Origin of the sequence: Staphylococcus sp. 17KM0847, from assembly GCF_013463155.1 — a bacterium.
In the GTDB taxonomy this organism is placed as follows: Bacteria; Bacillota; Bacilli; order Staphylococcales; family Staphylococcaceae; genus Staphylococcus.
Window position 1 is genome coordinate 1,446,758 of sequence record NZ_CP040781.1, and the last position, 14,414, is coordinate 1,461,171.

Genomic DNA, 14,414 nt, shown 5'->3' on the forward strand with positions numbered 1-14,414 from the left:
ACCTCCTCTATATCCGACTAACTTTATACGAATTATAGATAATAATATCACAGAATGCAAGCATCATTTTTTCTTTATGCATATGAACAATGAGATACAGTATTAAAATACAGAGATATTAAGAAAGTTTACATCATTTGCTCTATATTTAAGTTCAAAAAAACACCAAAACTCCTTTTTAAGAATTTTGGTGTTCTAGGCGATGATATATGTAAAAGATACTCAACGATACACTAGCCTCTTATGCAATAAATTACTTTAATCTTTTGTGCCTCAATATTGACTTATAAAATTATTTTACAGCGCTACTATAATTTTTCATAAAAAAGAGTAATGATTGCAACTCTACACCTAAGTCAATTTGATGGACTTGTACAGATTGTGGTGCTTGTACGCGTTTAGGTGTAAAATTAAGAATCCCTTTAATACCAGCGCTAACCAATTGGTCTGTAACTGTTTGAGCAGCATCTTCTGGTGTTGCAATAATTACAACTTCCAACTTTTGTTTTTTTATTGTTTCTTTCAATGTATCCATAGATTTAACAGTGACATTACCGATTGTTTCTCCAATAATGTCCGGTCTTATATCAAATGCTTCAGTTATTGTCATATCATCATGTATTGAGAAGTTATAAGTGATAAGTGCGTGTCCCAAATTTCCGACACCTACAATGCCAATGCGGATTTCTTCGGCATCGCTTAATTCTGATTTGAAGAAGTCTAGAAGGTTGTCAATGTTGTAGCCATATCCTTTTTTACCAAGTTCACCAAAATACGAAAAATCTCGACGAATCGTAGCAGAGTCAATGTTTAAACCTTCACTAATGGACTTAGAATTGACTCGATCCTCACCTTTCGCTTTTAGTGTATTAACGAAACGATAATATAAAGGCAGGCGTTTTAGCGTCGCTCTGGGTATTTTAACAGTTTCTTTCGCCATTTTACAATCCTCCAAAAATAATTCTGATACTTGTGATGTGATTCACAGTGTAGATTTTTATTATAACCGACTTTTATATAGAAAGAAACATTAATAGTTTAATAGCAAAATTCTTTATTGTACAATGTAAAATAATGAGAGGAGTATGATCCATGATATTAATGCAGTTAAATCAAATCTCAAAATCTTTTGACGGCGAAACTATTTTTCAAGGGGTCAACGTCGAAATAAAAACAGGAGAACGTATCGGCATTGTTGGTCGTAATGGCGCTGGCAAATCAACACTTATGAAAATCATTGCAGGTGTCGAGAGTTATGAAGATGGACATATTGCTAAAGTTAAAAATTTAAAGATGGGTTACTTAACACAGCAGATGACTTTGAATACAAACAATACCGTATTTGAAGAAATGATACAGCCATTTGAACACCTCCAAATACTTGGAGACAAAATGAAACAAGAAACAGACTGGCTTGCTCAACATGCTGATCTTTATGAAACAACGACATATCAAGAACATATTAAGCGTTACGAAAGTTTATCCAATGACTTTGAAAAACAAGGGGGGTATGACTACGAACGAAAAATTAAAACCGTCCTTAATGGCTTAAATTTCACTGAAGATGACTACGAACGTCCCATAGATGACTTTAGTGGTGGTCAGAAAACACGCTTATCACTTGCTCAGATGCTATTACGAGAACCCGATTTATTATTACTTGATGAGCCGACAAATCACCTTGACATGGAGACAACAGCATGGCTAGAGGATTATCTTAAATTTTTCAACGGTGCCATTGTTATTATTTCCCACGACCGTTACTTCTTAGATAAAATCGTCACACAAATATATGATGTCTCTCTAGGTGAAGTTAAACATTATATCGGTAATTATGGTCGGTTTATTACATTGCGTGATCAATATTATCAAAAACGTATGGCAGAGTACGAACGTCAGCAAGATGAAATTAAAAGATTGGAAACTTTTGTTGAAAAAAATATCACACGTGCTTCAACAAGTGGTATGGCAAAAAGTCGGCGCAAAGTTTTAGAAAAAATGACACGTATTGAAAAACCGATGCTAGATGCGAGAAGTGCAGATATTCGTTTTGATTTTGACCGAAATACCGGCCATGATGTTATGCAAATCCACCAGCTTGAAATAGGTTATGATACTCCAATTACCGCTCCTATCAATATGGAGATTACAAAGAGAGATCATATCGCTATTATTGGGCCGAATGGCATTGGCAAATCCACTTTTATTAAAACTTTGGCAGAACATTTGCCAGCACTTAGCGGACATATCACACACGGCGCTAACTTAAAAATAGGTTATTATGATCAAAAACAAGCTGAATTTCGTTCTAATAAAACAATCTTAAACTATGTATGGGATCAGTATCGCCATATACCAGAGAAAGATATTCGTGCAGTGTTAGGTCGTTTTTTATTCACACAAGATGACGTTCAAAAAATCATTAATGACTTATCAGGCGGTGAAAAAGCGCGTCTTCAACTTGCATTGCTTATGCTTGAACGCAATAATGTATTAATTTTAGATGAACCGACAAACCATCTCGATATTGATTCTAAAGAAATGTTAGAACAAGCACTCCACAATTTTGCCGGCACTTTGATTTTTGTATCACACGATCGCTACTTTATTAATGAATTGGCAAATAAAATATTTGATTTGGACCAAGACGGTGGACGTATTTATCTTGGAGATTACCAATATTATTTGGAAAAACTTGAACAACAACAGGCGCTTCAGACGCATGCTGATACACAACATACGAACAGCTCTGATAGCAAAGCTCAAAATCATATATCACCACAAGAAACGACATATGAAGATTTAAAAACACTGCGTCGTGAAAAGCGAAAAATGATGCGTCAAATCGAAGAATATGAAGCACTTATTGACACATATGAAACACGCATTGACGAAATTGATACTGCAATGACCGATCCCAAAATAATCGATGACTATGCACAAATTCAAGCACTTGCAGAAGAACGAACAGCAGTCGAACAGCAGTTAGAGCAAACAATGATAAAATGGGAAGAATTACAAAATTCGGTTCATACATTAGACGAATAACTTCAAAAGGAGCGGTGATATATTACACCCTCCTTTTTTTATATAGTAAATCTACTGACAAAATTATACACATCAAAAATGGCTTATTTACAACTATCCACAAAGTTATCCCACTTATCCACAGGAATACTTTTGATTTCCCCTTCTTTTATCCACATTAACGCTGATCTTTATCCAAAAGTTATCCCCGTTTTGTTAACAACTTGTGCATAAGTACATACGTTCTCTCTTGACTACTACTATATTGTAAATACTTATTTATTCAGCACACATCTCCTAAAAAAGCAGAATGAAAATCAGTTTAGACACGTTTAATTGTCTCTTCTGCTTTTTCATTCTGCTCGCTTTTAATACACAAATGAGGACTAATAAAAAGATTCTTATAGCACGACTTCAGGATGGATGATTAGAAGTAAAAATAGATGACAACATACTTTTTTCTTCTGTCACCTGCTACCATTTATAGATGTTAACGCACTTATTAAGGATAGCTTTCCTACATTCCAGCCCATTGGTATCATTTTAAATATTCAATTATTACAGTGTTTGCTTATGATTCTAACATCATACTACTATTTCCATTCAATGATAAATCAGCAGTAATTCCTTTTTGATAAATATAATATGCTGCTGCACCAATCATTGCAGCATTATCGGTACATAGCTGTGGTGCTGGTATTGATAATGTAATATGATGCGCTTGTACTGCCTTATCAAGTTCAGCTCTTAATCCCTTATTACTTGCTACACCACCAGCTACAATCAGTTGATCAACTTCATATTCTTGACATGCTCGCATGGCTTTTCCTACTAATACTTCAACAACACTCTCTTGAAAACTTGCCGCTACATTTTCAGGAATTGGACTTTCTCCTTTTTGTTTTAAATTATGCAATTTATTAATCACGGCACTTTTTAAGCCACTAAAGCTGAAATCAAAACTATCCGATTCTAGCCAAACACGTGGGAAGTGATATGTATCTTCACCTTTTGCTGCCAATTGATCAATTTGTGGACCTCCTGGATAAGGCAATCCAATTGTACGTGCTACTTTATCGTAAGCCTCACCAACTGCATCATCGCGTGTTTCACCGATCACTTCAAAATCCATATGTCCTCGCATATAAACTAACTCGGTATGTCCACCAGAAACAATTAAGGCAACAAGCGGAAATGTCATTCCTGATTGTAGTTGATTGGCGTAAATATGACCTGCAATATGATGTACTGGAATTAACGGTTTATCATGTGCATATGCTAATGCTTTTGCTGCATTTACACCCACCAGTAAGGCACCAATTAATCCTGGGCCTTGTGTTACAGCTACTGCATCGATATCCTCCATCGTCACTTGTGCAGTTGACAACGCATCCTCAAACATTAATGTTATATTTTCTACGTGATGACGACTGGCAACTTCTGGCACAACACCGCCAAAGCGCTTATGACTTTCAATCTGACTTAAAACGCTATTACTCAATATCGTCTGACCATTTTCAATCACACTCACACTCGTTTCATCACAGCTTGTCTCCACAGCTAGTATCAATGTTTTTTTAGTCATTTAAACTCACCCACATTACACATGCATCCTCTCCATCACCGTAATAATTTTTACGTTTACCTCCGTAATCAAATCCGAGTTTTTGATAAACGTGTTGTGCGACTTTATTTTCTACACGTACTTCTAAACTCATCATCGTTGCGACTGTTGACGCAAAATTTTTAGCGTAATTTAGTAATAATTGTCCTAGGCCATAACCTCGGTATCGTGGATCAATGGCAACTGTTGTCACTTGTGCTTGATCTACAACAATCCATAAACCAATATAACCAATCACCTGTTCCTCATAAGTCAAAACGAAATAATGTGCAAAATTATTTTGTTCTAATTCATGATAAAACGCATCAATTGTCCATGAACTATGTTGAAAGCTGATGCGTTCTAAATCAAAGACAGCAGGTACATCCTCTTTAGTCATGCGACGAATATTGAGTTGTTTGCTCAATTTTGCTGCTTCAACCAATTTTGCTCTGCCTCCGATAACTTCAAATATTGTGGGACAAAACGATGTACATTTTGAGGTTCTCCTCGATGCTGCCACATTACTTCAGCACGTGGTAGCACTGGGTCAACATCAAATTCTTGAAGTGTTTCTTTAAAATGCTGTACATCTTGCCCAATAAATAAAACTTTTTTATACATAGCTATATGTGATATTAACGTTTCTAATAAAATATACTGATCTTCTATAATTTGTTCTAATATACCGTTGTTCCATCTATAAACACCCGCATATACATAACCTCGTCGTGCATTAATAATTGGAACAAGTATATTTTCACAATGTGTTATAGTCGCAGCTAGTGCTTTCAGCGATGATACACCGTAGAGATGCGTCTTTAACGTATAAGCCAATGTTTTTGCAACGGTTACACCGATGCGTAGCCCCGTATAAGACCCCGGGCCTTGCGCAACAACAATATCAGTTAAATCTTGAGGGGTTATACTTGCTGTTTCCAATAATTTTTGAATATGTGGCATGAGTTGAACAGAATGATTTTGTTTAATCATCGAACTGTAACTTACAATAACCTGTTCTTCTTTCATAAGGGCGACAGATAACGGTTGATTTGCACTGTCAATTAGCAAACTATACATGCTCAAGAGCCTCCTTAATCGCTTGATAATGTTCACCTTGCGCTTCAATCTGCAATATTCGCTCCGATTCATTTACACTTTCTATTGTTATTTTAAGAAATGATTGTGGTAAAAATTCCGAAATGAATTGACTCCATTCAATGACAGTCACTGCCTGATCATTGAAATATTCATCAAAGCCTAAGTCTTCTTCCGAGTCTTCTAAACGATAGCAGTCCATATGATGAAATTTTAAAGTACGACCTCTATAAGACTTAATAATATTAAATGTCGGTGAATTAATTGTACGCTTAACCCCTAATGCACGACCTAAAAATTGACTAAACGTTGTCTTTCCTGCCCCAAGGTCTCCATCCAATAATAAAACATCTTGCGCTTGAAGATATTTTGCCAAATGTTGAGCAAAATCTTCCATCTCTGCTAAGTTGTTAATTTTTTTCATATTTTGTACTCCTGACTCAAATTTCTTATCTATTGTATCAAATTTTAATAGACTTTACTCGTTCAAGAAAATGACAACAACATTTTAACATCATTCTTAGTAATTAGCTTCATTCTCAAAGTACTTATATTACTTTTATCTTCTTATGTTTTCTATATCTAATCCCATATTTCTATTACGCCTCTATTATAGTTAAACGACTTAAATTATTTTCAGAAAATTTATAATTTATTATTGACTTCTGGAATCAAATGCGTTAGATTTAGTTTATCAATTTTTTAGACAATTCTTTCATTTCAAAAATTGAGAGATTTTTTATATTCCATTCAACATATTTACAAAGGAGCGTATTAATGATGATGGCTAAACATTCACAACCTCACCAACAATTTAATATTGTCATTTTATTATTACGCACAGGACTGGAGCTTTAGTAGGCAACTTTTACTAAACCGCTTAAGTCCTATTTCTAGTTGAATGGGACTTACAAAGATACGTCCCAATTCATTTGGGGCGTATCTTTTTTATTTTCTGCAAACATTCAAGGAGGCATTTAACATGAGAAGTGACATGATCAAAAAAGGAGATCACCAAGCACCCGCAAGAAGTTTATTACACGCAACAGGACAAATTAAATCGCCCACGGATATGAATAAACCTTTTATCGCGATTTGCAATTCATATATCGATATCGTTCCAGGACATGTCCACCTACGCGAACTCGGTGATATCGCGAAAGAAGCTATTCGCGAAGCAGGAGGCGTACCCTTTGAGTTCAATACTATTGGCGTCGATGACGGTATCGCAATGGGACATATCGGTATGCGTTACTCACTCCCAAGCCGTGAGATTATTGCAGACGCAGCTGAAACTGTCATTAATGCACATTGGTTTGACGGTGTCTTCTATATCCCAAACTGTGATAAAATCACGCCCGGTATGATGCTCGCAGCAATGCGCACTAATGTACCTGCTATCTTTTGTTCAGGTGGTCCGATGAAAGCAGGATTATCTTCTCAAGGTAAAGCACTTACCCTCTCCTCTATGTTTGAAGCGGTTGGTGCATTTAAAGAAGGTAAAATGACAAAAGAGACCTTTTTAGAAATGGAACAAAATGCCTGTCCAACTTGTGGTTCCTGCTCAGGTATGTTTACAGCTAACTCTATGAACTGCCTCATGGAAGTACTGGGCCTAGCTCTACCTTATAATGGAACAGCTCTAGCTATTAGTGAACAACGACGTGAAATGATTAAACAAGCTGCAAAACAACTCGTTTACAATGTTAAACATGATATTAAACCACGAGATATAGTTACGAAAGAAGCCATTGATGATGCCTTTGCACTCGATATGGCAATGGGTGGTTCAACAAATACCGTTTTACATACATTAGCTATTGCACAAGAAGCAGGAATCGATTATGACTTATCACGTATTAACGATATCGCTAAGAAAACACCTTACTTATCTAAAATTGCACCGAGTTCCTCTTATTCCATGGAAGATGTGCATTTAGCAGGTGGTGTCCCTGCCATTATTAATGAATTGATGAAAAAAGAAGGCGTCTTACACCCTGATCGTATTACTGTAACGGGACAGTCTTTACGTGAAAACAATGAAGGTAAAGAAATCATAAATGATCAAGTCATTCGTAAACTCGATCACCCTTATGACAAAGAAGGCGGACTTTCAATCTTATATGGCAATATCGCGCCTAACGGGGCAGTGATCAAAGTAGGAGGTGTCGATCCTTCGATTAAGACTTTTAAAGGTAAAGCCATTTGTTTTGATAGTCATGATGAAGCGGTTGCAGCTATTGACGATCATACTGTCAAAGCAGGACATGTCGTGGTTATCCGCTATGAAGGACCTAAAGGCGGTCCTGGAATGCCAGAAATGTTAGCTCCCACTTCTTCAATCGTTGGACGTGGCTTAGGTAAAGACGTAGCACTTATTACAGATGGCCGCTTCTCAGGGGCAACACGCGGCATCGCAGTTGGACATATTTCTCCTGAAGCAGCTTCAGGAGGTCCAATCGGCTTAATTGAAAACGGAGATGATATTACCATTGATCTCACCAATCGTACATTAGAACTACATGTAGATGATGAAACACTCCATGCACGTAAAGCCAATCAAAGACCTTTCAAGGCAAAAGTTAAAACAGGTTACTTAGCACGCTACACAGCACTTGTTACAAGCGCAAATACGGGTGGCGTTATGAAAGTACCCGATGCATTACTATAACATTGGAGGTAGCTATTATGGTAAAACAAGAAAAAGTATTGGATACAGCAAGTCATGATACAACTTATACAGAACAAACTTTAAAATCTGGATCACAATTATTGCTCGATGCATTAATCGAAGCGCAAGTTGACTATATTTTTGGATATCCCGGCGGTGCTGTCCTTCCCCTCTATGACACACTCTATGATGATAACGGTCCAAAGCATATTTTATACAGACACGAACAGGGGGCAACACATGCCGCTGAAGGTTATGCCCGTGTAAGTGGTAAAACAGGTGTCGTTATCGTAACAAGTGGTCCCGGAGCAACAAACGCTATCACCGGTATTGCTGATGCATATAGCGATTCTCTCCCTCTTGTTATTATTACAGGACAAGTTGCTTCAGCAGGTATTGGTAAAGACGCCTTCCAAGAAGCCGATATTTTATCAATGACAACACCGATTACAAAGCATAATTATCAGATTCGTAACGTCAAAGATATCCCAAAAGTAGTAAAAGAAGCATTTCATGTTGCGAATTCTGGTCGTAAAGGACCTGTGGTTATTGACTTCCCAAAAGATATGGGTGTTTTATCAACAGACGCAGTACATGACACGACTGTTTACACACCCGGCTATCAAGTCAACACTACGCCACATGTTGATGAAATAAAAACACTACACCATTATTTAGCAAACGCAAAAAAACCGCTTGTTCTTGCAGGTGCTGGTATCAATTTTGCTCGTGCCAACAGTGAACTCGTAACATGGATAGAGCGCTATCAAATACCTGTCGTTACAACATTACATGGGCTAGGTGCCGTTCCTCATGACCATCCACTTTTTCTCGGTATGGGAGGCATGCATGGTTCATATGCAAGTAATATGGCATTAACAGAGTGTGATTTATTAATTAACTTCGGTTCAAGGTTCGATGATCGTCTCGCGAGTAAACCAGACGCATTTGCACCTCATGCAACAATTGTTCATATCGATATTGATCCTTCTGAAATCAATAAAGTCATTAACACTGATCTAGGCATTGTTGCAGATGTAAAGGAAGTGCTAGAACAGCTCTTATTACTCGAAACACATTCTACTCATCATGAACCTTGGTTAAATGAAGTAGAACAATATCGTACCCAACATCCACTCAGCTACCAGCCTACTGACAATCCACTGTACAGTAAGCCACAACAGGCTATTGAATACATTGGACATTTAACTCATGGTGATGCGCTTGTTGCAACAGATGTAGGTCAACATCAAATGTGGGTCGCACAATTCTATCCATTTAAAACACATGGTCAACTGATTACAAGTGGTGGACTCGGTACGATGGGATTTGGTATTCCTGCTGCAATTGGTGCAAAGTTTGCGCAACCAGATGCCACAGTAGTTGCTTTTGTCGGTGACGGTGGTTTCCAAATGACCAATCAAGAAATGGCACTGCTCAATGAATATAAACTCGACGTTAAAATTGTCCTAATTAATAACGGTACACTGGGCATGGTTAAACAATGGCAAGATAAGTTTTTTGATCAACGTTTCTCACATTCTGTTTTTAATGGACAGCCTGATTTTCTAAAAATGGCTGAATCATACGGGGTTAAAGGCTTTTTAATAGACCATGCAAATGATTTAGAAACACAACTTACAGCAGCATTCAACTACGATGGTCCTGCATTGATTGATATTCGTATCTCCCCTGTTGAAGCTGTACTACCAATGGTACCAAGTGGTAAAGCAAATCACGAAATGGAGGGCTTACAATGAAACGTACTTTTAAGCTAACGGTATTCGACAAAGCTGGAACATTAAACAGGCTAACAAGTACATTTGTTAGACGTCAATTTAATATCATTAATTTAACGGTGACACAAACATTAGAACCCGGTATTTCCGATATTACATTTGTAGCTGAAGTCTCTGATAACCAATCTGTTAATACCATTATTCAACAATTAAAAAAACAAGTGAATACACTCACTGTCGAAGATGTAACAGATACAAATATTTTTAACAGGGCTTTATTACTCATTAAAGTAAAAAAAACTGACACCCTCGAATCATTAAACCAAGCTTTACAACCTTATGATGCGCTAGTGTCTCTATTAAAGGAAGACAATGCATATTATTATTTACAAGCATGTGGTCCCCAAGACACCTTAGATACACTGATTGACAACCTATCATCATTTGGTATTGAACAAGTATCTCGTACAGGTTCAGCCAGCATTTCCTAACAAAATAATTATTCAATTAAATGGAGGCTTTTAATTATGACAAAAGTATATTATGACAATTCAGTAGAACATGACGCATTACAAGGAAAAAAAGTAGCAATTGTAGGATACGGTTCACAAGGACACGCACACGCACAAAACTTAAAAGATAACGGTTATGATGTTATCGTCGGTATTCGTCCCGGTCGTTCATTTGACCAAGCTAAAGAAGATGGCTTTGAGGTTTATCCCGTTAACGAAGCAGTTAAACAAGCTGACGTTGTAATGGTGCTTTTACCTGACGAAATTCAAGGTGACGTTTATCGCAACGATATCGCACCAAACTTAGAAGCTGGTAATGCCCTAGCCTTTGCACATGGTTTTAATATTCACTTTAACGTTATTCAACCTCCTAGTGATGTCGATGTATTCTTAGTAGCACCTAAAGGACCAGGGCATCTTGTAAGACGTACATTTGTAGAAGGATCTGCCGTTCCTGCACTCTTCGCCGTTGAACAAGACGCAACTGGTGAAGCGAGAGATCTCGCATTAAGCTATGCAAAAGGTATCGGAGCTACACGTGCTGGTGTACTTGAAACCTCTTATAAAGAAGAAACAGAAACAGATTTATTTGGTGAACAAGCTGTATTATGTGGTGGGGTCACACGCCTCATTCAAAGTGGGTTTGAAGTTTTAACAGAAGCTGGCTACCAACCAGAAATTGCTTATTTTGAAGTTTTACATGAAATGAAGTTAATCGTTGACTTAATGTATGAAGGTGGCTTAGAAAATATGCGCTACTCCATCTCAAATACAGCAGAATTTGGTGACTATGTATCTGGTCCTCGTGTGATTACTGATGAAACCAAAAACAATATGAGAGCTGTGTTATCAGATATTCAAAATGGTCAATTTAGCGATCGCTTCATCAAAGACAATCAAAATGGGTTTAAAGATTTTAAAGATATGCGTGCAGCACAAGAAGGTCATCAAATTACAGAAGTTGGTAAACAGCTACGTGAAATGATGCCATTTATTAAATCTAAAAGCATTCAAAAATAGTAAGACATCAACAGTAATAACGTACATCAATTCACTGAGAAGATCAGTATGAAACGACTGGGTTGAAAGTATATTTATTTCAAATTTTCAGCCCTAGTCACATTGATGTCTCTGTCATTTAATATCTTCAATTAATATTTTATTTAAAGGGGTTGTTAACAATGTCTAGCCATATTCAAATTTTTGATACTACACTACGAGATGGTGAACAAACACCGGGGGTCAGCTTTTCTTTTGACGAACGCTTAAAAATTGCTATGACTTTGGAGGAATGGGGTGTGGATGTGATAGAAGCTGGATTTCCGGCATCTAGTGAAGGAAGTTTTGCCTCTGTTCAAGCCATTTCACAACATTTAAAACATTCAACAGTAACAGGACTTGCACGGTGCTTAACATCTGATATTGATGCAGTATATGAAGCAACAAAAGATGCTGTTTCACCTTCTATTCATGTTTTTATTGCTACAAGTCCTATCCATTTATCTTCAAAACTTAATATGACAGAAGAACAGGTATTAGATGCCATAGATAAACATGTACGTTATGCCAAAGCACGTTTTGATGTTGTACAATTTTCACCAGAAGATGCGACACGTACGCCTTTACCTTTTCTCGTTCAAAGTGTTCAAACTGCTGTAAATGCTGGAGCAACTGTTATTAATATTCCTGATACAGTAGGTTATACTTATCCAAGTGAATATGGCAAAATTTTCAAAACACTCCTCGATAAAGTGCAATCAACAGAGCCAATCACATATAGTGCGCATTGTCATGATGATCTGGGTCTTGCTGTTGCTAATAGCATGGCAGCTATTGAAAATGGTGCAACACGTATTGAAGGTACGGTCAATGGTATCGGAGAACGTGCTGGTAACACTGCATTGGAAGAAGTCGCACTTGGTCTATATGTCCGTCAAGATCATTATCAAATACAAACTAACATTAAACTTAATAGAACTAAATATACATCAGATTTAGTCGCACGTTATGCAGGTATTCGTGTCCCTCGTAATAAAGCGATTGTTGGCAAAAATGCTTTCAGTCACGAATCAGGTATTCATCAAGATGGTTTCTTAAAAAATCCTGAAACATACGAAATTATGACCCCTCAACTCGTCGGCATACATAGCACAGAACTCCCTCTTGGTAAACTATCTGGAAAACATGCATTCCAAGAGAAACTTACACAACTTGGTTATTCAATAGAAGCCGACGAGCAAAAAGTATTGTTTAAAGCTTTCAAAGATATTGCTGATAAGAAAAAACATATCACAGATAAAGATATTCATGCATTGATTCAAGGTACTACACACGAAAAACAATCCACCTATCATCTTGTTTCATTGCAATTACAATTTGTTTCCAACGGACTTCAAAGTGCTGTTGTCGTACTTGAAGATAAAGAGGGTCATATTTACCAAGATAGTAGTATTGGCACTGGTTCTATTTTAGCCATCTACAACGCTATTGATCGTATTCTGGATTGTCAACCTGAATTAATCGACTATCGTATTGATGCTGTTACAGAAGGACGAGATGCTCAAGCAGAAGTCCATGTTTCATTACAACTAGATCACCAACGCGTTACGGGTGTTGGATTTGATCATGATATTTTATACGCTTCATGTAAAGCCTATGTTGAAGCAGCTTCTCAATTCGTATCACAACAACAAAATGAAGAAGGTGCATTATCATGACCTTTCGTATTGTTGCACTTCCCGGTGATGGCATCGGTCCAGAAATTATGACAGGAACACTCTATATACTCGAATTATTATCTGAAAAGTTCGACTTCTCTTACGATATAGATATTCATATGATGGGAGGATGTGCCATTGATACCTATGGGACACCCCTTCCTAATGAAACATTAACAGCCTGTCAAAATGCCGATGCAATATTACTCGCAGCTATTGGCGGTCCTCAGTGGCAAGACCCACAAAACCGTCCCGAACAAGGTTTACTCCAGTTACGTCAAGCACTCAAACTATTCGCTAATATTCGACCGACACGTGTCAGCCCTTATACCGTTAATTTATCACCACTTAAACCAGAAATTGTTGCACAAACAGATTTTATTATTGTCCGCGAACTAACAGGAGGTATTTATTTTGGAGCGCCACGTCATTGGGATGACATGAAAGCTCTAGACTCATTGACGTATACAGTCGAAGAAATTGAACGCCTTGCGCACGTTGGTTTTCAACTTGCACAACAGCGCCGTCACAAGCTCACATCCGTAGATAAAGAAAATGTATTAGCTTCTAGTAAACTTTGGCGTCATACAGTGAATAAGATTGCACAACATTATCCAGATGTTAAGGTCGAACACTTGCTTGTTGATGCATGTAGTATGCACTTACTTAAACGTCCAACTGACTTTGATGTCATCATTACCGAAAATTTATTTGGTGATATTTTAAGTGACGAAGCGTCTATGCTACCGGGTTCTTTAGGTTTATCCCCTTCCTCAAGTTTTGGAGATTCAGGACCCGCACTCTATGAACCTATTCATGGCTCCGCACCTGATATCGCTGGTCAAAATTGTGCTAATCCATTTGGCATGTTACTTTCACTTGCGATGTGCTTACGCAATTCTGCAAAACGTAACGATATGGCGACTTGGCTTGAACAAACGATTGATACACTTATTGCTGAACATATAACAACAGCTGACCTAGGTGGACATGCAACAACATCTACCATTTTTGATACTATTGCAGCTCGTATTAAGGAGGTATAAA

Annotated in this window: 12 protein-coding genes; 7 read left to right on the forward strand and 5 right to left on the reverse strand. The window is 37.4% G+C overall.

The window, feature by feature from the left end; translation table 11 throughout:
* Positions 1-292: 292 nt before the first annotated feature.
* Complete coding sequence (locus tag FGL66_RS07085; protein WP_180809148.1) at positions 293-940, reverse strand: redox-sensing transcriptional repressor Rex; 648 nt, start codon at positions 938-940, stop codon at positions 293-295.
* 152 nt (positions 941-1,092) lie between these two features.
* Between FGL66_RS07085 and FGL66_RS07090 the strand changes: the two genes are divergently transcribed.
* Positions 1,093-3,048, forward strand: coding sequence for an ABC-F family ATP-binding cassette domain-containing protein (locus tag FGL66_RS07090; protein ID WP_180809149.1), 1,956 nt, complete (start codon positions 1,093-1,095; stop codon positions 3,046-3,048).
* A gap of 550 nt (positions 3,049-3,598) precedes the next feature.
* Here FGL66_RS07090 and tsaD read toward each other — a convergent pair.
* From tsaD to tsaE, 4 genes are read right to left on the reverse strand one after another with little or no spacing between them, the layout of a single operon-like run.
* Positions 3,599-4,612: a tRNA (adenosine(37)-N6)-threonylcarbamoyltransferase complex transferase subunit TsaD gene (tsaD, locus tag FGL66_RS07095; RefSeq protein ID WP_180809150.1), complete on the reverse strand. Its 1,014-nt coding sequence runs from the start codon at positions 4,610-4,612 to the stop codon at positions 3,599-3,601.
* Complete coding sequence (rimI, locus tag FGL66_RS07100) at positions 4,605-5,075, reverse strand: ribosomal protein S18-alanine N-acetyltransferase (protein WP_258007263.1); 471 nt, start codon at positions 5,073-5,075, stop codon at positions 4,605-4,607. The genes tsaD and rimI overlap by 8 nt, the downstream gene beginning before the upstream one ends.
* Positions 5,054-5,710: a tRNA (adenosine(37)-N6)-threonylcarbamoyltransferase complex dimerization subunit type 1 TsaB gene (tsaB, locus tag FGL66_RS07105; RefSeq protein ID WP_180809151.1), complete on the reverse strand. Its 657-nt coding sequence runs from the start codon at positions 5,708-5,710 to the stop codon at positions 5,054-5,056. Before tsaB ends, rimI begins: the two co-directional genes overlap by 22 nt.
* On the reverse strand, positions 5,703-6,152 hold the full coding sequence (tsaE, locus tag FGL66_RS07110) for a tRNA (adenosine(37)-N6)-threonylcarbamoyltransferase complex ATPase subunit type 1 TsaE (protein WP_180809152.1): 450 nt from the start codon (positions 6,150-6,152) through the stop codon (positions 5,703-5,705). Before tsaE ends, tsaB begins: the two co-directional genes overlap by 8 nt.
* 558 nt (positions 6,153-6,710) lie before the next feature.
* On the opposite strand from tsaE, the gene ilvD reads away from it, so the two are divergent.
* The 6 genes from ilvD to leuB all read left to right on the forward strand — a co-directional run bounded on the left by ilvD (position 6,711) and on the right by leuB (position 14,413).
* On the forward strand, positions 6,711-8,399 hold the full coding sequence (gene ilvD, locus FGL66_RS07115) for a dihydroxy-acid dehydratase (RefSeq protein WP_180809153.1): 1,689 nt from the start codon (positions 6,711-6,713) through the stop codon (positions 8,397-8,399).
* A 17-nt stretch (positions 8,400-8,416) separates the two neighbouring features.
* A complete protein-coding gene (gene ilvB / locus FGL66_RS07120) occupies positions 8,417-10,159 on the forward strand; it encodes a biosynthetic-type acetolactate synthase large subunit (RefSeq protein ID WP_180809154.1) in 1,743 nt (580 codons plus the stop codon).
* Positions 10,156-10,629, forward strand: coding sequence for an acetolactate synthase small subunit (gene ilvN, locus FGL66_RS07125; RefSeq protein WP_180809155.1), 474 nt, complete (start codon positions 10,156-10,158; stop codon positions 10,627-10,629). Before ilvB ends, ilvN begins: the two co-directional genes overlap by 4 nt.
* A 36-nt stretch (positions 10,630-10,665) precedes the next feature.
* Positions 10,666-11,670 (forward strand): ketol-acid reductoisomerase, encoded by a 1,005-nt coding sequence (ilvC, locus tag FGL66_RS07130; protein ID WP_180809156.1) that lies wholly within the window; start codon positions 10,666-10,668, stop codon positions 11,668-11,670.
* Between the two features lie 161 nt (positions 11,671-11,831).
* Positions 11,832-13,367 (forward strand): 2-isopropylmalate synthase, encoded by a 1,536-nt coding sequence (locus tag FGL66_RS07135; RefSeq protein WP_180809157.1) that lies wholly within the window; start codon positions 11,832-11,834, stop codon positions 13,365-13,367.
* On the forward strand, positions 13,364-14,413 hold the full coding sequence (gene leuB, locus FGL66_RS07140) for a 3-isopropylmalate dehydrogenase (RefSeq protein ID WP_180809158.1): 1,050 nt from the start codon (positions 13,364-13,366) through the stop codon (positions 14,411-14,413). The genes FGL66_RS07135 and leuB overlap by 4 nt, the downstream gene beginning before the upstream one ends.
* Position 14,414 lies beyond the last annotated feature (1 nt).